General features: G+C 60.3%; 27 protein-coding genes and 1 tRNA gene. 12 read left to right on the top strand and 16 right to left on the bottom strand.

What is annotated here, in order from left to right:
- Positions 1 to 69: 69 nt before the first annotated feature.
- A complete protein-coding gene (locus tag SYN65AY6A5_RS11690) occupies positions 70 to 1,302 on the top strand; it encodes an HhoA/HhoB/HtrA family serine endopeptidase (RefSeq protein ID WP_099884459.1) in 1,233 nt (410 codons plus the stop codon).
- A gap of 318 nt (positions 1,303 to 1,620) precedes the next feature.
- Positions 1,621 to 3,204 carry a serine/threonine-protein kinase gene (locus tag SYN65AY6A5_RS11685; protein WP_099812712.1) on the top strand — a complete coding sequence of 528 codons (1,584 nt, stop codon included), beginning with the start codon at positions 1,621 to 1,623 and terminating at the stop codon, positions 3,202 to 3,204.
- A 67-nt stretch (positions 3,205 to 3,271) separates the two neighbouring features.
- Here SYN65AY6A5_RS11685 and SYN65AY6A5_RS11680 read toward each other — a convergent pair whose 3' ends face one another.
- The 3 genes from SYN65AY6A5_RS11680 to SYN65AY6A5_RS11670 form a co-directional block, all read right to left on the bottom strand.
- Positions 3,272 to 3,634: a hypothetical protein gene (locus tag SYN65AY6A5_RS11680; protein ID WP_099812711.1), complete on the bottom strand. Its 363-nt coding sequence runs from the start codon at positions 3,632 to 3,634 to the stop codon at positions 3,272 to 3,274.
- Entirely contained in the window at positions 3,612 to 4,418 is an 807-nt protein-coding gene (locus SYN65AY6A5_RS11675; protein WP_099812710.1) for a hypothetical protein, read from the bottom strand. Before SYN65AY6A5_RS11675 ends, SYN65AY6A5_RS11680 begins: the two co-directional genes overlap by 23 nt.
- A gap of 232 nt (positions 4,419 to 4,650) precedes the next feature.
- On the bottom strand, positions 4,651 to 5,925 hold the full coding sequence (locus SYN65AY6A5_RS11670) for an FAD/NAD(P)-binding oxidoreductase (protein ID WP_099884634.1): 1,275 nt from the start codon (positions 5,923 to 5,925) through the stop codon (positions 4,651 to 4,653).
- Between the two features lie 462 nt (positions 5,926 to 6,387).
- On the opposite strand from SYN65AY6A5_RS11670, the gene SYN65AY6A5_RS11665 reads away from it, so the two are divergent.
- Positions 6,388 to 9,177, top strand: a complete 2,790-nt coding sequence (locus SYN65AY6A5_RS11665; protein ID WP_099812709.1) for a cation-transporting P-type ATPase — start codon at positions 6,388 to 6,390, stop codon at positions 9,175 to 9,177.
- Positions 9,178 to 9,381: 204 nt separating this feature from the next.
- On the opposite strand, the gene SYN65AY6A5_RS11660 is transcribed toward SYN65AY6A5_RS11665, so the two are convergent.
- On the bottom strand, positions 9,382 to 10,311 hold the full coding sequence (locus SYN65AY6A5_RS11660) for a TIGR01777 family oxidoreductase (protein WP_099812708.1): 930 nt from the start codon (positions 10,309 to 10,311) through the stop codon (positions 9,382 to 9,384).
- Positions 10,312 to 10,407: 96 nt separating this feature from the next.
- Positions 10,408 to 10,587 carry a hypothetical protein gene (locus tag SYN65AY6A5_RS13855; protein ID WP_143596988.1) on the bottom strand — a complete coding sequence of 60 codons (180 nt, stop codon included), beginning with the start codon at positions 10,585 to 10,587 and terminating at the stop codon, positions 10,408 to 10,410.
- Positions 10,588 to 10,692: 105 nt separating this feature from the next.
- On the opposite strand from SYN65AY6A5_RS13855, the gene SYN65AY6A5_RS11655 reads away from it, so the two are divergent.
- Entirely contained in the window at positions 10,693 to 11,253 is a 561-nt protein-coding gene (locus SYN65AY6A5_RS11655; RefSeq protein WP_240527788.1) for a hypothetical protein, read from the top strand.
- Here SYN65AY6A5_RS11655 and hemB read toward each other — a convergent pair whose 3' ends face one another.
- Together hemB and SYN65AY6A5_RS11645 are read right to left on the bottom strand one after the other, a co-directional pair.
- Positions 11,254 to 12,240 (bottom strand): porphobilinogen synthase, encoded by a 987-nt coding sequence (gene hemB, locus SYN65AY6A5_RS11650; RefSeq protein ID WP_011431536.1) that lies wholly within the window; start codon positions 12,238 to 12,240, stop codon positions 11,254 to 11,256.
- A 55-nt stretch (positions 12,241 to 12,295) separates the two neighbouring features.
- Complete coding sequence (locus SYN65AY6A5_RS11645; protein WP_041438659.1) at positions 12,296 to 12,922, bottom strand: alpha/beta fold hydrolase; 627 nt, start codon at positions 12,920 to 12,922, stop codon at positions 12,296 to 12,298.
- 661 nt (positions 12,923 to 13,583) lie between these two features.
- On the opposite strand from SYN65AY6A5_RS11645, the gene SYN65AY6A5_RS11635 reads away from it, so the two are divergent.
- Positions 13,584 to 13,700 carry a photosystem II reaction center protein I gene (locus SYN65AY6A5_RS11635; protein WP_011431538.1) on the top strand — a complete coding sequence of 39 codons (117 nt, stop codon included), beginning with the start codon at positions 13,584 to 13,586 and terminating at the stop codon, positions 13,698 to 13,700.
- Positions 13,701 to 13,811: 111 nt separating this feature from the next.
- Here SYN65AY6A5_RS11635 and SYN65AY6A5_RS11630 read toward each other — a convergent pair whose 3' ends face one another.
- Both SYN65AY6A5_RS11630 and SYN65AY6A5_RS11625 read right to left on the bottom strand, forming a co-directional pair.
- Positions 13,812 to 14,252: a hypothetical protein gene (locus SYN65AY6A5_RS11630; protein ID WP_011431539.1), complete on the bottom strand. Its 441-nt coding sequence runs from the start codon at positions 14,250 to 14,252 to the stop codon at positions 13,812 to 13,814.
- Between the two features lie 152 nt (positions 14,253 to 14,404).
- Entirely contained in the window at positions 14,405 to 15,037 is a 633-nt protein-coding gene (locus tag SYN65AY6A5_RS11625; RefSeq protein ID WP_011431541.1) for a biotin transporter BioY, read from the bottom strand.
- 56 nt (positions 15,038 to 15,093) lie between these two features.
- On the opposite strand from SYN65AY6A5_RS11625, the gene hisN reads away from it, so the two are divergent.
- A complete protein-coding gene (gene hisN, locus SYN65AY6A5_RS11620; protein WP_011431542.1) occupies positions 15,094 to 15,888 on the top strand; it encodes a histidinol-phosphatase in 795 nt (264 codons plus the stop codon).
- A gap of 261 nt (positions 15,889 to 16,149) precedes the next feature.
- Here hisN and SYN65AY6A5_RS11615 read toward each other — a convergent pair.
- Both SYN65AY6A5_RS11615 and SYN65AY6A5_RS11610 read right to left on the bottom strand, forming a co-directional pair.
- Positions 16,150 to 16,220 (bottom strand) — tRNA-Gly (locus SYN65AY6A5_RS11615).
- Positions 16,221 to 16,314: 94 nt separating this feature from the next.
- The gene (locus SYN65AY6A5_RS11610; protein ID WP_099884457.1) at positions 16,315 to 16,758 is read right to left on the bottom strand and encodes a 2TM domain-containing protein; all 444 of its coding nucleotides are present in this window, start codon (positions 16,756 to 16,758) and stop codon (positions 16,315 to 16,317) included.
- A 169-nt stretch (positions 16,759 to 16,927) separates the two neighbouring features.
- Between SYN65AY6A5_RS11610 and SYN65AY6A5_RS11605 the strand changes: the two genes are divergently transcribed.
- Positions 16,928 to 18,892 (top strand): DICT sensory domain-containing protein, encoded by a 1,965-nt coding sequence (locus SYN65AY6A5_RS11605; protein ID WP_099884455.1) that lies wholly within the window; start codon positions 16,928 to 16,930, stop codon positions 18,890 to 18,892.
- A gap of 140 nt (positions 18,893 to 19,032) precedes the next feature.
- Here SYN65AY6A5_RS11605 and SYN65AY6A5_RS11600 read toward each other — a convergent pair whose 3' ends face one another.
- Both SYN65AY6A5_RS11600 and SYN65AY6A5_RS11595 read right to left on the bottom strand, forming a co-directional pair.
- A complete protein-coding gene (locus SYN65AY6A5_RS11600; protein WP_041439263.1) occupies positions 19,033 to 19,590 on the bottom strand; it encodes an SRPBCC family protein in 558 nt (185 codons plus the stop codon).
- Between the two features lie 105 nt (positions 19,591 to 19,695).
- Positions 19,696 to 19,941, bottom strand: coding sequence for a hypothetical protein (locus tag SYN65AY6A5_RS11595; RefSeq protein WP_011431547.1), 246 nt, complete (start codon positions 19,939 to 19,941; stop codon positions 19,696 to 19,698).
- Positions 19,942 to 20,047: 106 nt separating this feature from the next.
- Between SYN65AY6A5_RS11595 and SYN65AY6A5_RS11590 the strand changes: the two genes are divergently transcribed.
- A complete protein-coding gene (locus tag SYN65AY6A5_RS11590) occupies positions 20,048 to 20,164 on the top strand; it encodes a cytochrome b6-f complex subunit PetN (RefSeq protein ID WP_240527309.1) in 117 nt (38 codons plus the stop codon).
- Positions 20,165 to 20,203: 39 nt separating this feature from the next.
- Entirely contained in the window at positions 20,204 to 20,368 is a 165-nt protein-coding gene (locus SYN65AY6A5_RS13850) for a hypothetical protein (RefSeq protein ID WP_168173624.1), read from the top strand.
- Between the two features lie 40 nt (positions 20,369 to 20,408).
- Here SYN65AY6A5_RS13850 and SYN65AY6A5_RS11585 read toward each other — a convergent pair whose 3' ends face one another.
- The 3 genes from SYN65AY6A5_RS11585 to SYN65AY6A5_RS11575 all read right to left on the bottom strand — a co-directional run bounded on the left by SYN65AY6A5_RS11585 (position 20,409) and on the right by SYN65AY6A5_RS11575 (position 24,239).
- Complete coding sequence (locus SYN65AY6A5_RS11585; RefSeq protein WP_041438668.1) at positions 20,409 to 20,789, bottom strand: DUF309 domain-containing protein; 381 nt, start codon at positions 20,787 to 20,789, stop codon at positions 20,409 to 20,411.
- The gene (locus SYN65AY6A5_RS11580) at positions 20,789 to 23,296 is read right to left on the bottom strand and encodes a GAF domain-containing protein (RefSeq protein WP_099884453.1); all 2,508 of its coding nucleotides are present in this window, start codon (positions 23,294 to 23,296) and stop codon (positions 20,789 to 20,791) included. The genes SYN65AY6A5_RS11585 and SYN65AY6A5_RS11580 overlap by 1 nt, the downstream gene beginning before the upstream one ends.
- Positions 23,297 to 23,420: 124 nt before the next feature.
- Positions 23,421 to 24,239, bottom strand: coding sequence for a TatD family hydrolase (locus tag SYN65AY6A5_RS11575; protein ID WP_228375368.1), 819 nt, complete (start codon positions 24,237 to 24,239; stop codon positions 23,421 to 23,423).
- Between the two features lie 137 nt (positions 24,240 to 24,376).
- Between SYN65AY6A5_RS11575 and SYN65AY6A5_RS11570 the strand changes: the two genes are divergently transcribed.
- From SYN65AY6A5_RS11570 to SYN65AY6A5_RS11560, 3 genes are all read left to right on the top strand, one after another.
- The gene (locus tag SYN65AY6A5_RS11570) at positions 24,377 to 24,967 is read left to right on the top strand and encodes a thioredoxin family protein (RefSeq protein ID WP_011431553.1); all 591 of its coding nucleotides are present in this window, start codon (positions 24,377 to 24,379) and stop codon (positions 24,965 to 24,967) included.
- A gap of 517 nt (positions 24,968 to 25,484) precedes the next feature.
- Positions 25,485 to 26,231, top strand: coding sequence for an extracellular solute-binding protein (locus SYN65AY6A5_RS11565; RefSeq protein ID WP_099884451.1), 747 nt, complete (start codon positions 25,485 to 25,487; stop codon positions 26,229 to 26,231).
- Positions 26,216 to 26,376: helix-turn-helix domain-containing protein (locus SYN65AY6A5_RS11560; RefSeq protein ID WP_143597167.1), on the top strand; the 161-nt coding region annotated here is incomplete at its 3' end. The genes SYN65AY6A5_RS11565 and SYN65AY6A5_RS11560, both read left to right, overlap by 16 nt.

Raw genomic sequence — 26,376 nt, 5'->3', positions numbered from 1 at the left:
GCGCCGGTCTGCCTGAGCTTCCTCAGTGCAGTGTTTTTGGGGCAATACGGCTGAGCTCTGGGAGGGATCATGACACGGCTTCTACGGCAAACATTTCTGGCGATGGCTTTGTTTGGCGGAGGCATTGCCTATGGGGTCTGGTTGTCCTCGCCAAGGGGGCAAGCATGGCTGCAGCAAACTCCCCTTGCCACTTGGTCGCAGCGGGCTGGAGAGGGGGTGGGATCCCTTCTGCCTTGGTCTGAGTCCCCTCCTGAGTCTGCCTCTCCTGCCGATGCCGTGCGGCCTTCCAATTTCATTGCCGCCGTTGCCCAAAAGGTGGGACCGGCGGTGGTGCGCATCGACGCCACCCGCACCGTGGCCAGCCCTATTGATCCCGAGCTGTTCAACCAGCCCCTGTTCCGCCGCTTCTTTGGGGGCCAAATCCCCCAACTGCCGCAAGAGTTTCAGCAGGAGGGCACCGGATCCGGATTCATCATCGATCCCAATGGCCTCATTCTCACCAATGCCCACGTGGTGGAAGGCAGCGAGCGGGTGAGGGTGCATCTGCTGGATGGGCGCACCTTCGAAGGCAAAGTCAAAGGCTCAGACCCGGTAACCGACATCGCCGTGATCCAGATCGAGGGCGAAAATCTGCCCACGGTTACCTTGGGCAACTCCGACCAGGTGCGGCCAGGAGATTGGGCCATCGCCATCGGCAACCCGCTGGGCCTGGACAACACGGTAACGGCGGGGATCATCAGCGCCGTCGGGCGTTCCTCCGGGCAGATTGGGGCCACCAACAAGCGGGTGACCTTCCTGCAAACCGACGCTGCCATCAACCCTGGCAACTCTGGCGGTCCCTTGCTGGATGCGGAAGGTCGGGTTATTGGGGTGAATACGGCCATTTTCCAGCGGGCTCAGGGTGTTGGCTTTGCCATTCCCATCAACCGCGCCATGGAAATTGCCGAGCAACTGATCCGCAATGGCCGGGTGGAGCATGCCTTCTTGGGCATCCGCATGATTACCCTCAACCCCGATTTGGTGGAGCGCCTCAACCGGGACCCGGGCCGATCCACCACGCTGACAGTGCAAGAGGGGGTGTTGATCGGGCAGGTAATTCCGGGATCGCCGGCTGAGCAAGCTGGCCTGCGGGAAGGGGACGTCATTGTTGAGATTGACGGCCAACCTATTCGCGATGCCGAGCAGGTGCAGCAGTTGGTGGATGCCGCCGGTGTGGGCAAGACGCTGACGCTGCGGGTCATCCGCGACGGCCAGGCGCGCACCTTCCAGGTGAAGACGGGGGTGCTGCCGGTGGGCTCTTGAGCAGGCAGGCTGGGATCCCGATCCCTACCTTATTCTCAGCAAGCTCCCCTCCAAAGACTTGGAGTCGTTTTAAACTAGGTGAAAACACTCTGCCGCCATCCAAGCGCTCCGCGCCGCTGGCGCGTTTGCGACAGCCCTGCCTACCAATAACGACGTAGAGAAACGTTTCGTTGCTATTTGAAATGACCACAATCCCTGGGGCGATAGAGCCACCGCTGTGCCCGCCAGGGGGTCTGCCCGGCAACGAGTAGTTTTACGTGCCGTCCGTTGTTGATCCCCGTGACAGAATAGCCCTAGAGGCGGGGAGCGAGATCGCGTATGGCTTGGGCAGTTGGCGAAGAATTGCAGGGGGGGCGCTACCGCATCGAGGCCGTTTTGGGGGAAGGGGGCTTCGGCATTACCTACCGCGCCTGGGACAGCGTCCGTGCTGAGGATGTGGTTATCAAGGTCTTAAAGGACAGCATCCGCGAGGATCCCGACTATCCTCGCTTCCAGCAAAACTTCATGAACGAGGCGCTGCAACTGGCCCGCTGCCGCCACCCCCACGTGGTGAAGGTGGAAGAGGTGATCTGGGAGCAGGAGCGTTGGTGCATTGTGATGGAGTACATCCGTGGCCAGACGCTGCACCAGCTTTTGCGGCAAAAGGGGCCGCTGCCCCTGCCGGAGGCCCTGCGCCTGACGCGAGAGGTGGGATCCGCCCTCATGGCCCTGCACGAACAGGGGATCCTGCACCGCGATGTGAAGCCGGCCAACATCCTGGTGCGGGAGGGATCCGGGCAAGCGGTGTTGATCGACTTTGGCCTGGCGCGGGCCTACGCCCAAGGTTTGATCCAGCGCCATACCTCCTACGGCACCGATGGCTACGCCCCCCTGGAGCAGTACGACAGCCTGCGCCGCCGCGGCGCCTTCACCGATGTCTATGCCTTGGCCGCCACCCTCTACACCCTGCTGACGGGGATAGTGCCCTTGTGCGCGCCGGTGCGGGCCACAGGCCGGCAGTTGGATCCCCCCCGCAGCCTTAACCCCAGCATTCCTGAAGAGGTGGAGGCCGCCATCCTCAAAGGGATGGCTCTCCACCCCGAAGAGCGCCCACAAACCATGGCCGAGTGGCTGGCCCTGCTGCCGGGAGCGGCCTCTCAAGAAGAGAAGAAGCCGCTGACCTTTGAGCCCGCCATCCGCACTCAAGATCTGCGGCAACTGGAGCGGCTTCTGGCCCCGCAACCCCAAGATGAGCTGGAACAGCTCCTGGCCCAGCACTCGGCAGAAGAGCTGGAGCAAATGGTGGCGCCCCCTACCCCTGCCACGACAAAGAAAAAAGAGGGGGCATCCGGATCCCTGGTTTCTCCCGAAGTTTGTCTAGAGGGACAGGGATCCCTGCCCGCTACTCTCCCCTGGCCAGACTGGGTGGGAGAAGCGGCTCCTGCCCTACAAGGGCTGTGGGATCGGCTGCGGGCTGGCCAGTGGGGGGAAGCCGATCGCTGGACGACGGCTCTAATGTTAAAGCTGGGCGGGCGATCCCAGGTGGGCTTTTTCGATCCCAAGGATGTTGAAGCTTTCCCCTGCCCGATGCTGCGGCTAATCGACCAACTTTGGACGCAGGCCAGCCATGGACGCTTTGGCTTTACCGTCCAGAAGCAGCTCTGGCAGGAGTGTGACTCGGAGAAAAGGGGAGGGCTCAGCTCGAGATCCTTCTCGGCCTTGCCCCGCGAAGAGTGTATGGGAGAGAAAGTGGGCTGGCAGATCCAGGGCCGCTGGCTGGAGTACGGGGAGCTCAAAACCAACTTGGAAGCGCCCAAGGGCCATCTGCCGGTGGGCTTTTTCTGGGGATACTCGGGGGGGTTACGCGCAGCCCTGCTGATGCTGGATCGGGCGGTATTGAAAAAGTTCAAAGCCTGCCTGTAAAAAACTTCCCCCTCCTGGGGATACAAAGCCAGAACGGCGAAAAAAGGGAGAGTGGACGCCTATCCCCTCAAGAAATCGAGGAGGATTGCCGGGCACTCTTCTCCAAAAGGGAGGTTGCCTGAGGGCTTTCGCGAACGGCCAGTCCCAAGTGAATCAGCGCTGTCTCAACAGTATTGACCTGCTCTGCCAAAGCTTTCCACCCTCTTGCTTTTATGCCGTAGCGCTTACTAAAGTAAGCTCGAGCGGCTGCAAAGGAAGCAAAAGCTTTTTTTAGGGTCGCTGCTGTCCAGGGCTTGGCATTCAGCCGTAGCCAATTCCTTTGACCTTGCTGCTGTCGCTCGGCAACAAGCTGTCCTGTCAACTCAAGGAGCTCAATATAGTTGCGACGCGAGGCCGCGATTGCCGTTTCAAGGCTCTCGATGAGACCCATGGTTATCCTCCAAATTCGCTTGATAAATATCCTGCTCGTTCTTCTGAAGCAACTTTCTAGAACCCGTAGAAGGCAGGTTAGCCTTAAAAATAGCCATGATCCTGTTCAGGTAACTTTGCAGTGAGCTCCTAATCTCTGGAATGGGAATGTAGTTTACCGCGTTCTGAAGCTGGTCAAAGATATGTTTAAGTTCCTTCAGAGCTAAAATGGCACGGCTGACGATCTCCTGGACTTGCAGCTGCTCTTCTGCAAGCTCTCTTATTCTATTGGCCAGCTTCTGATTTTCGTGTTCTTTCTCGACGAGCAAATCTAAAGCTACTTCCTCGCTCTCTTCTATTCTACGCTTAAGTTTTAGGTTTTGCTCTTCCAGAAATTCAATCTGCTCGATTAATAAACCTAACTCGCGCAAAGAACTAAATTCAATACCTCTGCCCACGAGAAAGTTAACAATTTGGTCGCTGCACTCTTGTCTTTGAAGCTGTAGTTCTGTGAGTTTAGGCTCTGCCAATTCCTTTAAGACTCTATGAGCTATTCCTACCCCCAGGAAATCGCCGTCGCCATGTCCAGGAATACTAACCCTCAAATGCCCGCGAACAGCTTGCGTGGGATGTCTGGCACGACGACGGACAATCTCCCAGCCCCACTTTCTTGCCTGAGACAAAATGTCTCGTTTCCGCCAATTTCTTGAAGACTGAATAGTGGTTTGAATCTCTCTCTGCTCCTCTATAACTTCTTCCCGCCTCTTAAGGAGATAGCCAAGCTCGTCTTCTCTGAGACAATCCATAGAACAGAACCTTAAGTGAAACTTCCTTACCTAGTCTACTCGGTTTTCACGGAGACCTGGGCTGATTGTACGGCAAAACCTCACCTCTCAGAAGCTATTGACGTTAAGAAATACTTAGTAGTTTTTCTAACAAGGTTTCTAAGTAACAACACAGCGGCAGAGCGAGCCAGCTCTGTAAAAAAACTCCCCTCTCCCCTTGGGAGAGGGGCTGGGGGTGAGAGGGTGGAGAGCCTTAGTAGCGATGCACCAGCTTATTGATGGGCTTGAAGATGTCGGCCTCAAACCTCTTGCCCTTGAGCATGCGGTTCCAGTACAGCCAGGGCAACAGGTGCACCTTGGCCAAGTACATGGAGTAGCGCTCCCGCGTTGGATCCAGGGGGAAAGAGGGAGCTAGCTTCCCGTCGTAGGCAAACTCTGCCATGATCAGGGAGTTGTAGCCGGTGATCAGGGGGCAGCAGGTGTAGCCGTCGTAGCGGGCCGGCAGCGGCTTGGACTGCATGGCCGCCAAGAGGTTTTCCGCCAGCACCGGCGCCTGCTTGCGGGCCGCGGCTGCCGTCTTGGAAGTTGGCAGGGAAGAGGCATCCCCCAAAGCAAACACGTTGGGGTAGCGGGGATGCTGCAGCGTCCATTTGTCCACCTCCACCCAGCCGCCGGGCCCTGCCAGAGGGCTGCGCTTGACAAAGTCCGGGGCGCTCATGGGCGGAGCCACGTGGATCATGTCGTAGTGCAGGCTCACCTCCTCTTTGCCGCCGTCGGTGGTGACTTCAAAGATGGCCTCCCGGGTCTCGGGCCGGATGGCCTTGAGGTTGTGCCTGAACTTCACCTGGATCCCGCGGCGCTCCACCACCTTCTCCAGGGCGGCGCTGTATTCGGGCACCGCGAAGAGGGTAGGGGTGGCGGTGCAGAAGATAACTTTGGTGTTGACGCCAACGCCGCTTTTGCTCTTGAAAACGTCGTCGGCCATGTACATGATTTTTTGGGGCGCGCCGCCGCACTTGATGGGAGTGGCAGGGTAGGTGAAGATGGCCGTGCCCCCCTGGAAGTTGCGGATGGTCTCCCAGGTGTAGGGGGCGTAGTCTTTGGAGTAGTTGCTGGTCACGCCGCCCTTGCCCAGCGCCTCCGGCAAGCCCTCGATCAGGTGCCAGTCAATTTGGATGCCGGGGGCCATGATGAGGTAGTCGTATTCGATAACTTGGCCATCCTCGGTGATGACGCGGTTGTGATCCGGATCCAGCTCGGTTACTCGCGCCTGGATCCACTTGGCTCCCCTGGGGATCACGGTTTTTTCATCGCGCACAAACTTGGCCAGCGGCGCAATACCCCCACCCACCAACGTCCAGCCGGGCTGGTAGTAATGCTTGTCGGATGGCTCGATGATGGCAATGTCGAGGTTGCGCTGGCGCTCCAGCAACTGGGCTGCTGCGCTGATGCCGGCTGCCCCTCCCCCGACGACGACAATCTGATGGCGGAGAACCGCCGGGGACCCCTTCGATCCGATCCCTTGCACCTCAGAGCGCGCGCCGTTTTGCGGCACTGCTGCTGACTGCGCCTGGAATTCCCTTGGCTTTGTAGTCGGTACCACGATAACTCCCTCTAAAACTCAAAACGGAAACAAAAAAAAAAGAGACCGATAGACCCGTCGGCCATATTAAAAACAGCAAGAGAGCCAACCAACCCATCCAAGAGCCCGGACAGATCAGCTAGCATGGAAGGCCGAAGCACTTCGGCTCCCCACAAGCTCTAGCTAATCATACTACCTAATAAGAATATATTCATCCTTTCTATCTATCTGTCGAGAATTTTCAGCAAATCTTAGCCGCCTCCTTAAACGTTGTTGACGCTTGCCTTAGCAAGAGCTGCTCGGGGAGCGTTTTACTGGGAAGGGCAGGCGGCATCCGCTAGGCTGTCAGATGGAGGAAGGTCGGCAGCTCGTCCTGCCGTTGTGTTGTTGTAACTCAAGATTCCGAACATGGCCAAACCTTCATCCCCTGAGCTGCTCCCGGCCCTTGCCTGGCATGCCCTGCCGGAGGAGCAAGCCATCCAGCAGCTCCTCGGAGAGGAGCTCTCTTTGCCGACGCTGTTGGAAAAAGGCCTCTCCCAGGCGGAAGTGGAGCGGCGGCAGAAGCAGTATGGCCCCAATGAGCTGAAGGCCAAGGCAGCTACCCCCGCATGGGTCAAGTTTCTGCAGCAGTTTAACCAGTCGCTGCTCTACATCCTGATGGTGGCCGGGGCGATCAAGGCGTTCCTAGGCTCCTGGCGCAACGCCATCGTAATCTGGGCGGTGGTGGTGATCAACGCTCTCATCAGCTACATCCAAGAGTCCAAGGCGGAGGAGGCGATTGCCGCCCTGGCCAAGTCGGTGGTGACGGAAGTAACGGTGATGCGGGAGGGGCAGAAAGTGCGGGTGCCCTCGCGGGAGCTGGTGCCGGGGGATGTGGTGCTCTTGAGCTCGGGAGACAGGGTGCCTGCCGACCTGCGCCTGGTAAGCGTGCGCAACTTGCAGGTGGACGAATCGGCCCTCACGGGAGAGTCGGTGCCGGTGGAAAAACGGCTGGGATCCCTCCCCGAAGACACGCCGTTGGCCGAGCGCCAGAACATGGCCTACGCCGGCAGCTTCGTGACCTTTGGCCAAGGGGCGGGGGTGGTGGTGGCCATCGGTAACCAGACCCAAACAGGCCGCATCTCCAAGCTGATCGAGGAAGGGGGATCCCTGCAAACTCCCCTGACACGTAAGTTTGAGGCGTTCAGCCTGACTTTGCTGAAAATTATCCTCACCTTGGCTGCGCTTACTTTCCTGGTGGGGCTGGTGCAGGGCCAGGCGGCAGCGAGTGTCTTTGAGGCGGCGGTGGCGCTGGCGGTGAGTGCTATCCCCGAAGGGTTGCCGGCAGTAGTTACCGTAACCCTGGCCATTGGGGTTTCCCGTATGGCCCGACGCCATGCGATTATCCGCAAGTTGCCGGCGGTAGAAACTCTAGGCAGCGCCACGGTGATTTGCTCGGACAAAACCGGCACCCTCACGGAAAACCAGATGACGGTGCAGGCCATCTACGCCGGATCCCGGCTCTACCGGGTTAGCGGCAGCGGCTACAGCCCCCAGGGCCAGATCCTACCTCAGGAAGACGATTCCCCCGTCGAAATCCGCCAATCGCCTGCCCTAGAGGCTTGCCTGGTGGCCGGCTGCCTCTGCAACGACACCCGCCTCCAAGCCAAGGACAACGGCCAGTGGGAAGTGGTAGGGGATCCGACTGAGGCGGCTCTGCTCGTGGCGGCGCAGAAGGGGGGTCTGGATCGAGAAGATCTGCAGCGCCGCCGCCCTCGCCTGGACAGCATCCCCTTTGAATCCGAGTTTCAGTACATGGCCACCCTGCACCGGTTGGGGCCGGAGGAGCACTGCATCTACGTCAAGGGATCTGTAGAAGCTCTCTTGCCCCGCTGCGGCAGCCAGATGGGATCCCAGGGGGAGATCCAGCCCTTGGAAGCGGAGCGGATTCGGCAGCAGGTGGAGGCCTTGGCGCGGCAGGGGCTGCGGGTTCTGGCCTTTGCCCAAAAAACCGTCCCCAGCAGCCAAACGCAAGTGGATCACCCAGATTTGCAAGAGGGTTTGATCTTCCTCGGTTTGCAGGGAATGATCGACCCGCCGCGCCCAGAGGCCATTGCCGCCGTGCGCTCCTGCCAAACCGCCGGGATCCAAGTCAAGATGATTACCGGCGACCATGTGCTCACGGCCCAAGCCATTGCCGAGCAGATGGGCCTGGGCGGCGGCAAACCGGTAAAAGCCTACAGCGGCCGGGATCTGGAGCAGCTCGGCCCAGAGGAGTTTGTCACTGCCGCCAACGAGGGATCCGTCTTTGCGCGGGTGGTGCCGGAGCAAAAGCTGCGCCTGGTGAAGGCCTTGCAGTCGCAGGGTCAGGTCGTGGCCATGACCGGCGATGGGGTCAACGACGCCCCGGCCTTGAAGCAGGCAGATGTGGGCATTGCCATGGGGAGGGGCGGCACGGAAGTGGCCAAAGCCGCCGCCGACATGATCTTGACCGACGACAACTTCGCCTCCATCAAGGCCGCCGTCGAGGAGGGGCGCACTGTCTACAACAACTTGCTCAAGGCCATCGCCTTCATCCTGCCGGTGAACGGGGGGGAGTCGATGACCATTCTCCTCAGCGTCCTCCTCAACCGGGAGCTGCCCATTTTGGCCATTCAAGTGCTGTGGCTGAACATGATCAACTCCATCACCATGACGGTGCCCCTCTCCTTCGAGCCCAGCACGGGGCGGGAGATGGCCCAGCCGCCGCGGGATCCCGATGCCAACTTGCTCTCTCCTCGGCTGCTGCAGCGCATCCTGCTGGTGTCGGTGTTCAACTGGATCTTGATTTTCGGGGTTTTCGAGTACATCGAGCAAACCACCGGCAACCTCAGCCTGGCCCGCAGCATGGCCATTCAGGCGCTGGTGATTGGGCGTATTTTCTATTTGCTCAGCCTCAGCCAGGCCATTCCCACCCTGTTGGGCCGCGGGCGGGCCAGCCAGTTGGATCGCCGCGAACGCCTGATGGATACGGCGGCTATCGCCATCGGCGTTGGGGCGGCCATCCTGCTGCAGATCCTCTTCAGCCAGTGGGGCGTGATGAACATCATTTTCGACACGGCACCTTTGTCTTGGGATCAGTGGGGCTTTTGTCTGTTGGTGAGCCTGCCCATGATTGGGGTTGCGGTTCTGGCCAACCGGCTGGATCCGGGAGGGGTCTCGCTGGCTCGCTCCCGCTAGCTGCCTAGGCCAAGGGGGCGTCTTCGGCGGGCTTGACCGGACCCGGGTGGAGAAGAGCCGAGCGCCACTGCTGTGCCGAAGAGGCCTTTTGGAGGGTGCAGCGGCGCCTGAATTCTTGTCCACAGGGATCATCCAGCCTCCTCCAGTCTCTGGGAGGGGCGGCAAGGGCTTGCCGCCAGTTGCGTTTTGGCTGAATGGCTGCCCTCAGCGGTTGACCTGAGGGATGAGCAGTTGCCGCAGGGCTTCTTTGAGGTGGGGATATTGGAAGGGGAAACCTAGCTGCAGCGCGGCCTGAGGGATCACTTTCTGCCCTGTTAGAACCACCTGAGCTGCTTCGCCCAGCAGCAGTTCTAGGGCTGGGGCTGGTACCGGCAGCCACGAGGGGCGGGCCAAAACTTGTCCCAAAGTGCGGCAGAACTCTTCCATCTGCACCGGGTTGGGGGCAGTGGCGTTGAAGACGCCGGATCCCTGCTGCAGCAGGAAGCAGGCTAGGCTCACCCAGTCGTCGCGGTGGATCCAGGAGACCCACTGCTTGCCAGAGCCAATGGGGCCGCCGAGGAAAAACTGAAAGGGGGCAAGCATTTGGGCCAGCGCTCCCCCATCGGGCCCCAACACGATCCCGGTGCGCAGGATGGCCAGGCGGATCCCCAGCTCCTCTGCCGGGCGGGCGGCAGCTTCCCAAGCTTGACAGACTTCTGCCAAAAAGCCTTGGCCCGGGGGATCCGCCTCCGTCAGGGGATCCCCTTCGGGATGGGATCCGTAGTAGCCCACCGCCGAGCTGCTGAGGAGCACCCGGGGCTTTTGCTGCAGGGAAGCAAGAGCCTGGACAAGAGCCTGGGTAGTTTCCACGCGGCTGCGGCGGATCTCTCTTTTCTTAGCTTCTGTCCAGCGGGAAGAGGCCAGGGGCTCTCCGGCCAAGTTGACAATGGCCTCGTAGCCTTCCAGAGCTGAGGCCCAGGCTTGCGGTTGGTAGGGATCGTACTCCAGCAGCTTGAGGTTGGGGGATGCTCCCAGAACGCGGCGGGCCTGCTCAGGGCGGCGGCTCAAAACCAACACCTCATCTCCTCGCTCCAGCAGGCGGGCCACCAAGCGGCGCCCGATAAAACCACTCCCACCCGTGATGGCAATGCGCATAGGCGGATCCCGATAAGCACCCTACAAGCCCCTGGGCTCTCTGTTGCCTTCGTCCTTTGGACGGCGTAGAGCTTGCCCAAGGTAGGAACCTCTAGCCTAGCGCGTTTCCGGGTTTGGCCATAGCCGGTTTTTCTCTGGGCTGTCCGGCAGTTCCTGCTTGGCGTTGACCGAAGACCCGGAAAAAGAGCCGAAATCCGCCTCCGCCGTACCGGAGTAGAGCTGAAAAGAAAAATGTTTTGGACCACCGCCTGACACGTTCGGAAAAATCGGCTTCAATAAGCCCTAGCTGCGCTTCCCAGTAGCAGAGGTGGTCTTTCATCCCCCGATTGCTTCCCTTCACCCGTGACACCCAAGTCTACTTCGCGTACCTCGGCTCGCCCCATGTCTGTCAATGAGGGGCAGGTTCCTCGGCCTGAGCTGGGCGTCTCTATTGCTCCGCGGCTGCGTCGTTTGCAGGGGCAGGGATCCCTGGTTCGGGCCGGAGCGCCCCCTTCTCTCCCGGTTCCCGGCCCGCGGACGATCCCCGTCCGGCCTTCCTGTTCAAGAAATCTGTCTCGCCTGCGGGAACGACGAGCCCCAGAGCCGGAGCCCCAAGCTTGGGAACTGCTCTGTCGCATCGGGGTGAACCTCGTGTTTACGGCGGCTGCCCTCGGCGGCCTGTATCGCCTTTTACCGGTGCAGTTGGCCCAGCACCACCGCCTGCAGGTTTTGGAGCAGAACCTCGAAGTCCTCTCAGCCCGAGTCTCACGGTTGCGGGAGGGAGTGGATCGCGGCATGGATCCCTTGCAGCAGCAAGCCCTCATCAAGGAACGCCTCAACCGCGTGCCGCCCGATCAAATCCAGGTGCGCCTGCTGGATCCCAGCGACCTAGTAGCCGACGCGGAGAAAAAGGCACCCCCCACCTGGATTGGACAATCTCCCCAGTTGTCCAGAAGGCCCTAGCTAGGACTGTTGCAGCAGCAGGGCCGCCTCTTTGGCAAAGTAGGTGAGGATCATGTCAGCGCCGGCCCGCTTCATGGCCAAGAGGGATTCCATCATCACCTTCTTGCCGTCGATCCAGCCCTTTTGCTCAGCAGCCTTGATCATGGCGTATTCGCCGCTCACGTTGTAGGCGGCCACGGGCAGATCTGTCGCTTCCTTGACCCGATAGATAATGTCCAGGTAGGCCAAGGCCGGCTTCACCATCACAATGTCCGCCCCTTCCGCCTCGTCCAGCTCCACTTCTCTAAGGGCCTCGCGGGCGTTGGCGGGATCCATCTGATAGGTTTTTTTATCCCCCCACTTGGGCGCGGATCCCAGGGCATCGCGAAAAGGGCCATAGAAAGCGGAGGCATACTTGGCGGAGTAGGCCAGAATCGCCACGTCGGTATAGCCTTGCTCATCCAGGGCCTCGCGAATGGCGCCGACGCGACCGTCCATCATGTCGGAGGGGGCCACGATGTCGGTTCCCGCTTCCGCCTGGGAGAGGGCCTGCTTAACCAACACCTCCACTGTCTCGTCGTTGAGGATCACCCCGTCCCGCACAATGCCGTCGTGGCCGTCGCTGTTGTAAGGATCCAAGGCCACATCCGTGATCACCAGGATCTCGGGGATCTCCTGCTTGATCCGACGCACCGCCCGCTGGATGAGGCCCTCCGGGTTGAAGGATTCTCGCCCCGTGGGGTCTTTCTTTTCTTCGGGCACCACCGGGAAGAGGGCCACCGCCGGGATCCCCAAGTTGGCCGCCTCCTCCACCTCCTTGAGGAGCAGATCCAGGGTGTAGCGGTAGCAGCCGGGCATCGACTCCACCTCTTGCCGCTGGTTCTCCCCTTCCATGACAAACAGGGGGTAGATGAGATCCTGCACCCGCAGGTGGGTCTCCTGAACCAGCTGGCGAAGGGCCTCGGTGCGCCGCAGCCGGCGGGGACGGTAGATCAGGTCTTGGCTCATAGGAGCAGGAGAAAGAGGGCCTCTCTATTTTGCCATGAGGGCCCCAGGAGCTCAGTCAAAGCGGAGGGGGAAAATGCCGCTCCAACCAGCAGCCAATTGCTTGCTGAACAGCTGCAGCCTCGCAGTCGTGCAAAAGGTCGTGGCGCGACTGGGGAAAATCGTAGACTTCACCCTTGGGAAGCCGACAGGCAAACTCCACAGCGCCAGCAGGATTGACAACAATATCGGCAGAGGTGTAGAGCACCAAAACTGGCAGCTCCAGCCGGTGGGCTTGTTCAAGGCAGCGCCGGCCGCTGCGCACCAGCTCCGCCGTAAACCGGGCCCGGGTAACACCACACACGTAAGGATCTGCAGCCAAGGCTGCCTGCTGCTCCGCTAGGGAGGTCACCCGCCCGGGTTCGTAGAGGCCGGTCAGGGCCAACTGGGGCAAAACCTTGTCCAAGACCTGTAAAAGACCCCAGGTAAAGTGGTTGAAATAGTGGTCGATACGAAAGGCCGGGGAGATAAGGATCAAACCTTGCACCTGGTCGGGGTGAGCAAGCGCATATTCCGTAACCCAATTGGCCCCTGCACTGTACCCACACCAGATCTGCGGGAGCTCTCGCTGGGGCCAAACTTGCTTGACGATTGCCTCTAGATCCGCTTGGTACTGGCCGAAGCGGTCGATCCAGCAGCGAACCAAATCCCCGCATGTCGGGCGCCAAAGCTTCCCACCCCTGAGCCGCCAACTCCGCCGCCAAGGGGCCAAACCCGCCGCCGTGATCCCCTTTGCCGTGCAACAGCAACACCCGGCCCCGCGGGGATCCCTGTAGCCAGTGGCGCAGAAAAACCGCGGTGCCGTCTGAAAGCTGTAGTTCCCGGGAGCAATAGATCTCTTGAGACGACGGAGGTCTTGCCTGACTGGGCAACCGCTCCTCTGAAGCATCCCAGTGGTTTAACTGATGAACTGGATTACCGGACAAGTCAAAAGGCATAGATAGGTACCCAGCCAGCAAAGCCGCAGATCCCATCCTCCCATTCCCCAGCCTTCTCCAACACTGCTGCCGCTGAGCGAGCGCAATGTTGCTTTTCGCTTTAAAACATTTCTTAACAATTTTGCCCCTTGCCAGGGATCCCTATCTGGCCGAGCTTTGCGGCTCTTTTCCGGCAAGTGTCCGAGGCGTTTTGGGGACAAATTGGGGCCAACGGCGGGAATGAGGAGCTGTTGGGAGGTATGATCTTGTGAAGAACTTTTGCCGAGCCTCAGGTCTGACGGGATCCCGTCTCCGTGGCTCTCGGTCTTTGCTCTACCATTGCTTTGTTGCTTGTTCGCTTCATCCACTTGGAAACGGGTCGCTGAAACTATGCTGTTACTGAAAATCTCTGTTTACGCGGTGGTAATCTTTTTTGTGGGACTGTTTGTTTTTGGTTTCTTGAGCAATGACCCTGCCCGCAACCCCAACCGTCGGGACATGGAATGAGGGATCCCGCATTTGGGCGTTCCTGGTGAGAAGGGCTTACGCCTTAAGGGGGTGCTTGACGCATCCCCTGCTTTCGCTTAGCTCTCAATCCAAAGCAACGGCTCGGCTTGCCTACTGAAAGACTGTAATCAGAAGAGTCTGGGATCCAGAGCGGTTTTGCTGGTCAAAGGCAGTGATTCGAAACTGCCAAACGCCGGCAGGATCGCCAGGAGCAACCCGGAAGTCGGTGTTGAAGCTACAGAAAGTGGCACCTGGGCTGCAGCCAACCTGCTGGGGGCTAAAGACTTCCCTTTGCACGCGCGTGCCAAGCGGGTTGAAGGTTTCCAGTTCCACAAACTGGGTTGAGCGGGCGCCGCCCGGCACACTGACCTGCACCGTGAAAGCCGGTGTGGAGGTGCCTACGCGCCCAGAGGTAGGCGGATTGATAAAGGAAACGGTTGGGCTTTGGGGTGGAATGACAATCGATCCGCCAGAGTTGCCGCTGTTGCCGCAGGCGGTCAGAGTGGTGGCTAGAAAGCCCGTTGCCAAGAGAGTTAGCGCAGCGCGTCGCATTCTTGCCTTTTCTCACGAAACTTTGCAGAAACCTGGTGAAACCTTGGAAACCCCTTGTCCCTTCTCTGGGGCAAGTTTGCCTCTAGGCTAATCTTTGCTGCTCCAGCCCAAGAGCAAATGCGCAATCGCGCAAAGATAGAAGGTCTTTTGCGCTAAAGCAGCAGCAAGCGCCGCAGGATCAGGGCTAGGAGGGCAGCGAAGCTGACCACGATGAGCTGTCCTGGCAGGGTATAGCCAGAGTAGAGCCGAAGCAACTGCAGCAACTCTCCATTCCAGGGCTGAGTAGCTAAGAGATAGGTGATCCCGGTCAGGTGAACCAGGGTCAGGGCCACCAAACCGGCGGCGGCCAAGTCTTGCAGACGCACCGGCGCAGAGAGGCTGGGCTGCACGTAGGGGTTGCGGCGAGGGGGAAAGGAGGCGCGCGGTAAATGAGGATCCGTTTGTCGAAAGGCCATTGTCCCGCAGGCCCAGGCTGCAGGCAGAAACCCGAGCAAATAGCCGAAGGCGGGCTGGTACAGGTATTGCCATCCGCCTCCTTGGGCAAACACCTGCAGCCCCGCCAACCCCAATCCCAGATAGACGATCTGAGCGCACACTGCCGCCACCGGCCCCGCCAGACAGGCCGTCAGCAGCACGCCGCCGATTTGCAGGGAAAAGCTATATCCGCCCACCCCTGGCCACTGAGGCGGCAAGCTCACCTGGGTTAGGGTGCCCAAAATGGTCAAGATCACCCCAATCGCGATCCAGAGCCATTCCAGAGGGGTTAACAGTCGGCCAGAGCGCATAGCCGAGGGGAAGTCTTTTTCTATGCTAGAAGAGGACAAAGTACAGAGAGAGTAAGGTGGTCAAGCCAGAATGGATTGAATTGGCGCAGGCCCTGGCCGAGGCTGCCGGAGCGGTGATCCGACCTTTGTTTCGCGGGGAGCTGAAAGCCGAATACAAGGAGGCCCGCTCGCCAATTGTAACGATAGCCGACCGGGAGGCGGAACGGGCGATGCGGGCGCTGCTGGCCGCCCACGTGCCGGAGCACAACATCCTCGGCGAGGAGTTTGGCTTCCACCAGACCGGATCCCCCTACACCTGGGTTTTGGATCCCTTGGATGGCACCATCGCCTTTTCCACCGGCAAGCCCACCTTTGCCACTTTGATCGCCCTGTTGGCGGAGGATCGCCCCATCTTGGGCCTCATCGATCAGCCGGTGCTGCGCGAGCGCTGGCTGGGGGTGCAGGGACAACCAACCCGCTGGATAACCCCCTCCACCCAACAGCTCACGCGCACCAAAGCCACCACTGAACTCAGCCGCGCCTACCTAAGCTGCACCACCCCCGATTTGTTCGCCCAGCCTGACCAGCGGCAGCGCTTTCAGCAGCTCAGCCGCTCGGTTCACATCACCTCTTACGGCGGCGACGGCTACCAGTACGGCTTGTTGGCCAGCGGCTACATCGATCTGGTGATGGAGTGTGGGCTTGCCCTCTACGACTTTGCTGCTCTCGTGCCTGTTATCGAGGGATCCGGCGGCCTGATTACCGATTGGTCGGGGGATCCCTTGACCCGCACGTCTAGGGGGGAAGTGCTGGCGGCGGCCAACCCCGACTTGCATCGCCAGGCCTTGGCTGCAATAAGCTCCGAGAGGTAGTCCCTAGCCCGAAGGTAAGCGCTGGGGAGCGATTGTTAGAAATTGTTGCTGACAAGATAAGGCTCTAGCCAAGTTCTTCGTCCGGCGCCCCCGTCGACAACCGGTACCGCCACCCCCGGCAGTGCCAGTTCAGACCAAAAGCGTACCAAGCTTTCCCTTTTCTCCATAGCCGTTTCCTGACACTTTCTGACCCCAAACTCAACTGCAGTTTAAGGCTGGAAGTGCTTATCTGGAGCGGGTTTATGGCTTTGGGTGGCTGGAAGCGGGCGAACGGAATCGAACCGTCAACAGCAGTTTGGAAGACTGCGGTTTTACCATTAAACTACGCCCGCACAGGCATTTGCCTCTGCAGCTACCTATACTAGCATCTGCCGGCAGTCTCCTTCTAAGACCATCGCCGCTCAAAGCAGAGAGACGAGATGCTACTCATCGACGCTGAAGCTTCTTCTGGCGTTTCTTTTGCCACTGCTGAAACTCCTTTTCGTAGCGTTCACCCTCCGTTTGATAGGCGTTCCAGCCTTTGAGGGAAACTGTCAAGCCCCAGCCCATGAGTATAAACAGCGACCAGGATAGCCCTCCGCCGGAAAGCCAGTCCAAGCCCAGCAGAAAGCTGTTGACAATTGCATATCGCCCCAGCAACTGGTAAAACTGCCGGCGGCGGTAGCGCTGGAATTCGCGATGTTGGCTGTTCAGCTCTTGCCAAGCCTTCCATTCCTGTTCGGCCAGATCCAGCTCTTGGGGGGAGATCCCCAGTTCGGCGGCCATCTCCTGCAGTTGGGCGCGGGTAAACTCGCCCAGACGCGGCTGGCGGGCCATGGCCCGCTGGAGAATTTGTTGCACGTCCTCTTGGCTGTACCGGGATCCCGACATTGGGTCTACACACAACCTTACAATTCTTAGCCCAAGTTAGCCAGATCTTGCAGCTCGTTAAGTTCGCCTTGCTGCAGAACCCAACCGCTAGACTAAACCTAGGCCAGCCCGCCAGGCGCTTTCTCCAGGGCTAAGTTACTCCTTGCCAACCGAACTTGCCAATAGGGCTATGACTTCTACCCGCCCTAGATCCCGCCAGAGCCGTCAGAGTCGGACTTCCCTATTGAGCGATCTGCTGGAGGCTTTGCCCCATCTGCGCCCGCAACTTTATTTCAAGTCTTCTCTGGTTGCCCTTAGCCACGCCATCGAGGATCAGGTGTTGCAAGGTCAGGGATCCCCGTGGGTGTTCGCCAATTTTCAAAAGGAGCGCTACTACCGCCAGGAGGCGCGGCGCTACCGTCGCATCGGCGCGGTTGCCCAAGATGTGTTTGTGTTGGCTGCTCCCGATGGGGCTCAGGCCGACCTGCCCCCTGACTTTATCCCCCTGGATCCGGAGGATCCGCTGGCGCAGGAGTGGCATTTGATCGTTATCGACGCCCACTATGCCACCTGCTTGGTGTGTCGGGAGCGGCCCTGGCAGGGCAGCGACATGGATGCGGCCCGCCAATTCGATGGCATCTGGTCATTTGATCGCTCCGTCACTGCCCAGGCGGCTTTGGCTCTGTTGCCGAAGATCCTTGGCTACCGTCCGGATCTGGCCCCTCGCCTGGAGCCGGTTCGCCAGTACCTCGAAGGAGCTCCCCAGGATGCTGACAGCCAACTGAACCCCGGCCCTTTTACGGAGCGGCTGATCACCTATCTCCAGGTAGGGCAATACAAGCTGCAGCGGGCCTATCGCACCATTCAAGCTCAAGAGCGCAAAGAACACTTGATCAACCGCATCAGCAGCGCCATTCGCCAGTCTTTGCATCCCGGCAATATCCTGACCATTGCCGTTCAGGAATTGGGTCAGGCAGCGAAGGTGGGGCGCTGTTTGATCTACCGCTACGACGGTCAGGTTCCTGCTGTCCAGATCGATCACGAGTATCACACCCTGACGATGGGCAGCCTCAAGGGATCCCTCTGGCCCGTGCCAAGCAACCCTTTTTTGCAGGAGGCGATGGCCTCGGCCCAACTGGTGTGTTGCGAGGACACCCAAAAGGATCCGCGCTTGCAGCAAGTGCCGGAGCTGTGGCAGGCGGCGCAAATTCGCGCTTGGGTGGCCATGCCGATTCTCTATCAGGGGCGGTTGCTGGGCCTATTGGAGCTGCACCACCAACACCCCCGCCGCTGGCAGCTGGCCACCCTGGAGCTGGCGGAAGCCATTGCCAACCAGGTAGGAGTAGCCCTCCTGCAGGCAGAAGCCTATCAGCACCTGGAAGAGCTGAATCGCCAGTTGCAGGCTCTGGATCGGGCCAAGTCGGAGCTGATTGCCGTGATCGGGCACGAGCTGCGCACTCCTTTGTCCACCATTCAAGTGTGTCTGGAGTCTTTGGCCGGCGACCCCGACATGCCCTTGGAGAGGCGCCAGGAGATGTTGAATGCGGCCCTGCAGGATGCCGGTCGGCTGCGGGAGCTGGTGCAGGATTTTCTCACCCTCTCCAAGCTGGAAAGTGGTCGCGTTCGCTGGCATATTGAGCCGCTGTCTGCCCAAGAATGCGTGGAGCTGGCCCTGAGCAACGTGAAAGCGCGACGACGGCACGAGGAGTTACCCACCATCGAGCAGGCGCTGCCCAAACGGCTGCCGATGGTCAGGGCAGATGGCGAGTGGCTGGTGGAAGTGTTGCGCAAGCTGTTGGACAATGCCTGCAAGTTTACTCCTCCCAGCGGGCGGATCTGGATCCGGGCAGAGGTGGAGCCACCAGCCGGCGAACCTGGAGAAGCGATGGTGAGATTTACTGTGGCCGACAGCGGGCGAGGCATTGAGCCGGAGCGGTTGCAAGCCATCTTCGAGCGGTTTTACCAGGCAGAGGGATCCCTGCGCCGTTCCGTGGGCGGGACGGGTTTGGGGCTGGCCATCTGCCGGCTGATCGTTGAGGCGATGGGGGGGCGCATCTGGGCCGAATCGCCGGGGATCAACCAGGGCAGTGCCTTCCACTTCACCCTGCCGATAGCAAACCCACGAACCCAGACTCAGCCCTCGATGGCCGCCTGAAAAGTGGGGGGCTGCCAGGCTGCTGCGATGAGCTGGGATCCCAGCCGGCAAATGCAAACCGCGAATGTCCAACAAATCAGGTTGCCGCATAGCTCCCCTCTCCCAAAGGGAGAGGGGCTGGGGGTGAGGGATGGCACGCCCTATTGGGAGTATAAACTCAGGCAGCGCTCCCGAATGGCCTGGAGATTGAAGGCCAAGTCTCGGCAGATGCGCCGTTCCACCAGGCCGACCGGCATGCGGCGCGGCGGCTTCACCTGCAGGTGGTAGGTGAGCAAAGTTTGCTGGTTTAGCCACTCGGCCAGCTCCCAAAACCCCTCGAAAAGGAGAAAGTCCCCCTCTATTTCTTGGAAGCGAAGCTGGTGGGGAAAGATTTCCTCAATGGCCAGCACCACTGCCGCCGAAAAGCGGGCAAAGAGAACCTTTTGGGATCCCACCTGGCGTACCAGCTTGCGGCCGTTCTCGCTGCCGAGGAAGCGGCTTTCCACCAAGTTGGGCACAAACTCCGCCAGATGGTCGTAATCGGTTAAAACCTGCCAAACCCGCTGCCGCTCCACCGGGATCAAGACGCAACCTCGCACTTGGCGGCGGCGATCCCCCAAGTCCTCCACCTCCACTTGGATGTCTTCGGGAACTGGGATCCCGTCTTGCGGGGCAGGGTCTGGGAGGCTTTGGGGATCCTGTGCGGAGTCGGAAGGCATGGCCAGCAATCGAAGCGCGTCAGGGTTGCAGAACAAAGGGGAAGGGTCGGCAGCCCCAACCCAAGCCCAGTCCATTGTACGAGGAATTGTATAGGGGACAACGCGCTAGGGGAAAAAGGCCCGGAACCAGGCGACGATCACCTGCCACACCTGCTCCAAAAAGGCGAAGGGATCCCGCAGCTCCTGCAACACCTGCCGCGGGCCAATTCTAAAGACCACGTACAGCACGGCCAGGAGGACCACGATCCCCACCGCCGTCCAGATGGCCTCCCGAACCACCCGCACCCAGAAAACCAGCACAAAAATGGCGATGGCCACCGCGGCCACCAGCGGCAGGGTCTCCAGTACCATCGCGTCCTCCCTTTGGCTTGGGTTTTGGCCTCTGACCTTAATCTACCCAGTCGAGCCCTGTTGTAGATGCGCCGGGGATCCCATCCCGTAAAATGGGATCACCCCGATGAGCCTTCTTTGCTTGGCTAGACCTATGGACATCATCACCTTTGGCTGGGTTGCCGTTGCGGCTTTCTTCGCCCTTTCCATTGCCTTCGTGGTTTGGGGCCGTAACGGCATGTAGCCCCAAGCATCCCCCTTGTCCTTCGCTACCTCTGGCTCTATGGAAACCGACTTGCCCTGGGTGGCCCGCCTTGCGTATGGGAGCATCTTTTTGCTCTTGACGGCTGTAACGGTGGGCGTTGGCTACATCACCTTTATCGACTGGCGGGATCGGCGGCGGCGCAACGAGGCAGAACGGCAGGCTCGCCGCTCCAAGCGTCGCTAGCTCCTGGGGTTCTGGGAGAGGGGCCAAGAAGTTTCTCATCTCAATCGGGCTTACCGCCAACAACCCTCAGAGTAGGAGAGGCTACCGGGGGCAAGGGATCCTCAGGCTGGAGGCAAGAGAGCTCTTGCAGGAGGCTCTGGTTGGCTTCCCAGAGAGCTTGCAGGTTGTAGCCAGCGTAGGTGGGCAGAAAGTCGGCCAGCTTGCGGTTGGCCTCCCCCAGCAGGATCATGCAGCCGCGGCGGTTGCCGTTTTGCAGGTGGTAGTAGGCCACGGCGGTTTGCAACAGCCCCTGGTAGAAGCGCCGCTCCGGATCCACCGCTTCCATCCACAGGGCCTCCAGGGTGTCGTGGCAGGCGTAGAATTCCCCCCGGTTGAATTGCTCAACCGCCCGTTGCAGCGCTTCCAAATCGCAATCGCCCATCACGCGGTGCAAGAGGTCTGCCCAGGCAGGGATCCTTGCGGCAACACCAGGGTAAAGCACGTCTTGCCCTGGCCGCTTTCTATAGAGACGCAGCCCCCCAGCCGCTGCATCCACTGCTTAACCAAAGCCAGCCCCAGGCCGGTGCCGCCCCGCTTCCAGGGATCCCCGCTGGGGATGCGGTAGAACTTCTCGAAGATGCGCTCCCACTCGCTGCGGGGAATCTCCACCCCCTCGTTGACCACCCGAATTTGCACTTGTTCAGGGCTGAGGCGGCGCGCCGTCACCGTGATGCGGTGCTGAGGCGGGGTGTACTTGCAGGCGTTGTTGACCAGCTCCTGTACCACCCGCGTCAAGGCGGCCTGATCCGTCACCACCTTGCCCACCTTCGGGTCAATCTGCCACTGCAACTGTTGCTGATTGGCCTCGGCCCGCTGCACAAAGGGCTGCAGCACAGTGGGCAGCCAGGCGGCCAGGGACACTTCTTCAAGATGAAGGGGTTTGGATCCCTGCTCCAACCGCTGCAGATCCAGCAGATCGTTGATCAATTCCGCCTCGCGCTCGCACTCCTGCTCTAGGATTTGCAGATATTGCTCCCGTTTTTGGGGGGTGCGGGCCATTTTCAGCAGTTGGATGGCCATTTTCATGTTGGTGATGGGGGTGCGCAGCTCGTGGGAGACGGTGCTTAAAAAATCATCTTTGAGGTGGTTGAGGCGCTCCAGCTCGCTGATTTGTTGCACCGAGGCCTGGTAGAGGCGAGCCTGGCGGATGGCGATGGCACAGTGATCCGCTACCTGCTGTACCACCTGCATCTCCAGGGTATCAAAGCACTCGGCTGCCGCCTTGGCCAACCACAGATCGCCCAACGCCCCCTGGTCATCCCGCAGCGGGCAAACCAAAAGCGTCAGCCCTTCCCGCCGTGGGATCCAGCTTTGCCCCGGCAGATGGCACAGTTGCGCCGCCTGCCCCCTTTGCAGTTGTCGGTAGAGATCTGGGTAGTCGGCCAGGGTTAGGGTGATCCCGCCGGCGGGCGGCAGGGCGGCGGTGTATTCATAGCGCACGGTGGCCTGGCCGGCTGCTCCCTCGTAGAGGCAGAGATCGCAGCCTTGGATGGGCAGCCCCAGCGCCAACTCCTGCACCACCGCCCGCAGGATCTGGGCTTCGTCTAGGCTGCTGCGCACCTGGTCGGTAACCCGCTGCAAGAGGGCATCCATGGCCAAAGAGCGCTGCAGGGCCGCCGTCCGCTCCTCTACCTCCTGCTCCAGACGGGCGTTGAGATCTTGCAACTGCCGGTAGAGCTGGTTTTGCGCAATCGACAGGGCCAGGTGCACCGCAGCGCGGCCGACCAGCTCCAGCTCCGCGGCCGACCAGGCCTTGGGCTCGTCAACTTTCAGCTCCCGCCAAGCGGCAAAGGAGATCAACGGCAGTTCTTGACGGGGATCCTCCCCACCTTCCCCTTGGGCGGGCCAGCGGTAGCCGGCCCAGTGGGTCTCTTGGCAGAGGGCGCCGCGAAAGACGCTCAGCCAGCCCACCAGCTGCTCGTTCCAAACCAGCGGCACCGCCAGCAGCCCGCGAATGGGCGTCTGCTGCAGCTGGGCCTGCAGTTCTGGCCACTTCTCCAACTGGGAAAGCGACCACGTCTTCACCCCGTTTCCTGCTGTCTTGGGCCTTCCCACCTGCTCCTGCAGCCAGGCGTCGTAGCCTGCCGGCGGCTGGATCCCATGGTGGCAGAGGGTGTCCAGGCCCAGGAACCGGATGCGCAGCCGCGCCCCGATCCCTTGGAGGCCGGCGGTAAGCTGCTCCAGCACAGTGGTCAAGGTGGTCTCGGGGTGGAGCGGCGAGTACACCAGCGCCGCAATTTGGTTAATCAAACGTTCCTGCTGCGCCTTTTGCCGCGCCTGCTCCAGCAATTCCGCCTGGGCAATGGCAATCGACACCTGATCCGCCACCAACTGCACCACCTGCAGCTCTTCGGCAGAGTAGGAGCGGGGCTCGGCGTGGTGGGAGACCAAGAGCCCCCACAACTGCTGGTGATGCAGGAGGGGTACCACCAGGGAGGAGGCCACCCCCATGCACTTGAGGTAGTGGGCATGGCAGGGATCCACCAGCCGCTGCGGCACCTCGCCCAGGGGCAAAGGCCGGGCCTGGGCAAAGTGGCCCAGCGACTCCGGCTGGCTGAGGAAGCGGGTCTGGGCCTCCACATCCACGATCACCCGCACCTGGGCCAGGCGAAACAGCTGCCGCGCCTCTTCTGGGATATCCCCCGCCGGAAACGATAGGCCCAAGAGGGAGGGCAACCGCTCGGCTTGTCGGGCTTCCGCCACCACCGTCCCATGGCCTTCCGGGTCGAAGCGGTATACCTTGACCCGATCCGTGCCCAAAAAGGCGCGCACCTCCTCCACCGTTGCCCTCAGGATCTGATCCAGCTCCAGGGATTGCCGGATCTGGTGGGTAATGCGGTTGATGAGGACATCCCGGCTGGCGCAGGCTGCAGGGGCTAAGGTTTCCATAGCTATAGGGGAGTGCAAAAGTATTGGAAGCTACACCTCCTCTTTCACGATAGCGCCCCCTGCCGGGAAGTTAGAGAGCCCCAAGTAAAAAGCTTAAAAAATGCCAAAAGTTCTCCACCCTTCTTCACAAGGGGGGCTGAGGCAGGCGGAAGAGGCGGGCGGCATTTTGGCTGGTCTGTCGGGCCAGGTCTTGCAAGGGGATCTGCAACAGCTCCGCCAGGGTTTGGGCCACCCGCTGCACATGGGCCGGCTCGTTGCGCTTGCCGCGGAAGGGGGTGGGGGCCAGGAAAGGGCAATCGGTTTCCACCAGAAGCTGGGACAGAGGCACCTCCTGGGCCGAGCGGCGCACCGTCTCAGCGTTCTTAAAGGTGACGATGCCGCTAAAGCTGATGAAGCAGCCCAGCTCCACAAACAGTCGCGTCTCCTCCGGGGATCCGCTCCAGCAGTGCATCACCGCCCGCAGCGGCCCCCTGGCAGCCATGGCCTCCCTCAAAATCTCGTAGGTGGCTGCTGCCGCCTCGCGGCAATGGACGATCAGGGCCAAATCCTGCTCCTGGGCAAGGGCAATGTGGGCGCGGAAGGATTCTGTTTGCCGCTCCACATCGGCCGGGTCGGACTTGTAGAAATCTAGGCCTGTCTCCCCAATGGCCACCACTCGGGGGTCGCCGGCGGCCAACTGGGCGATCTTTTCGGCCAGATCCGGCTGCCACTGGCGCGCCTCCAGAGGGTGCAGCCCCACCGACAAAAACACCTCCGGATACTGGTCGGCAATGGCCTGCAATTGGGGAAACTCCGCCGGCGTTACGCAGGAGTGCACCAGTTGCTGGATCCCGGCCTGGCGCCAGCGCTCGGCCACCTGCGGCAGATCTTCGGCAAAATCGGGATAGTTCAAGTGGACGTGGGTATCCACGAGGGGGGCAGCGGGCAAGACGGCGGTGCTCAAGGCTCAGCTCCCGAACCAAATGTTGCGGACTCTATCCAATTGTAAAAGCGGTTCCCGGCCTGCTTGGGGTGGGGGCTGCTGCGGGAGGAGCAGGATGATCCATGATGATTGAGGAAACCTTACGCTGGAGGTTTGCTATGGCCCGTACTCCCTCGACCATGTTGCCTCTGGGCACCCCTGCCCCTGACTTCAGCCTGCCCGATGTGGTGAGCGGCCAAACCATTTCCCTCTCCACCTTTGCCGACAAGCCGGCCCTGTTGGTGATGTTTATTTGCCAGCACTGCCCCTATGTGAAGCATGTGCAAGAGGAGCTGGCCCGCATTGGCAGAGATTATAAGGATCGCGGCGTCGGCATTGTAGCCATCAGCGCCAACGACGTGGAGAAATACCCCGACGACAGCCCCGAGAACCTGAAGAAGATGGCCGAGACCTTGGGCTTCACCTTCCCGTTTTGCTACGACGAAAGCCAAGAGGTGGCCAAGGCCTTCACGGCGGCCTGCACCCCCGACTTTTTCTTGTTCGACGCGGAGCGCAAGCTGGTGTACCGCGGCCAACTGGACGACAGCCGCCCCAGCCTGCCGGATGTGCCGGTGACGGGCAAAGATTTGCGGGCGGCGCTGGATAACCTGCTGGCGGGCAAGCCCATCGATCCCGACCAAAAGCCCAGCCTCGGCTGCAACATCAAGTGGAAACCCGGCAATGAGCCCGACTATTTCAAGCAAGCCTAAATTCGCCAGCAACCCTTGGGAAAGCCTGAGCCGACCGGCCAGCCAAGCCCGCCGGGCGCCTCTAGTAGGGGTGGGCTTGGGGGAATCTGCGGAAAAAGTAGCCAGGGCAGTTCCGGGTTCCTTTGTGCCAGCAGGCTGCAGGCCTTGAAGCTAGGGTTTTTGCCTGCGGCGGCGCCCAGGGTTTTCCCCTCTCCCAGGGGGCTGCGGCATCAGCCGCAAGTTCTGGGTAGCCCAGGGCGCAGAACTAACTCTGACAAACCGGAAAGGACTCCAAAGGCAAGCTGTAGCCGCGGGGAGAATCTCAACATCCTCGATGAATCCAGAGATAACCTCGGGTTAATCTTCCTGGGGTAGTTTAGCGATGGCTGACTCTTGCCAAAGGCAAAAATTGCAGGGGGCGAAGGTCGAAGTGGATTTTCACTGTCGCGATCTGGACGCGATCTGAAATCCGAAAATGCCTTTGCCTTTGGCAAGTTGGTAGCGGAGTCCAGGTCAAGCTCTCAAGCGAGGGAAAACGATGAAGCGTCCTCTACCTTTGTTGGCGGTACTCTGGAGCCTGGTTTTTGCCCAGCCCCTTGGGTGGGGATCCCTGAACCCAGCCTGGGCCAAGCCGTCCGGCACCTTGCGTTTGTACACTTCCCAACCCGATGCAGATGCTCAGAAAACCGTGGCTGCGTTTCGGGAAGTTTATCCAGAGGTTTCGGTGGAGATCTTTCGCTCCGGCACCGAGGAGGTGATCAGCCGCTTTTTGCTGGAAGCCGAAAAGGGTAGTCCCCAGGCTGATGTGCTGCTGGTGGCCGATGCGCCTACTTTTGAGTTGCTGAAATCCCGCAATTTGCTGGAGCCCTACTGCAGCCCTGAAGCCAAGGCCATCGCCGCCACCTACTACGATCCAGACTGCCACTATTTCGGCACCAAGATCCTGGCCACGGTGATCGTTTACAACACGGCCAAAGCCCAGCCCGTGGATAGCTGGGCGGCCCTAGCCCAGGTTCCGGAAGGCCAACTGGTGATGCCCAGCCCCACCTATTCGGGTGCTGCCGCCTACAATTTGGGGGTGATCACACGCACCCCCGGCCTGGGCTGGGAGTGGTACGAAGCCCTGAAAAAGAACAAAACGGTGCTGGTGCAGGGCAATGGCGCTGTCGCCCGCAACGTCGCCAGTGGCGAACAGAGCATGACTCTAGTCAATGATACGCTGGACTATACTGAAAATAATGCCCAGTATGTTCAGTATGGCTGCTTGGTATGGCTAGGTATGTAAAACCGAGAGAAGCGGCGGATTATTTTGGGGTGTGTCTCCACACCTTGAGGCGATGGGAACAGAAAGGCTGGATCAAAGCAATACGTACTCCATCTGGTAGGGCAAGAAGGTATGACCTCGACAGCTACATCAGAACGCCAAAGAA

The organism is Synechococcus sp. 65AY6A5, assembly GCF_002760415.1.
Lineage (GTDB): Bacteria > Cyanobacteriota > Cyanobacteriia > Thermostichales > Thermostichaceae > Thermostichus.
Note: the sequence above shows the minus strand (reverse complement) of the source record. Positions and strands in the feature narration are given on the sequence as shown.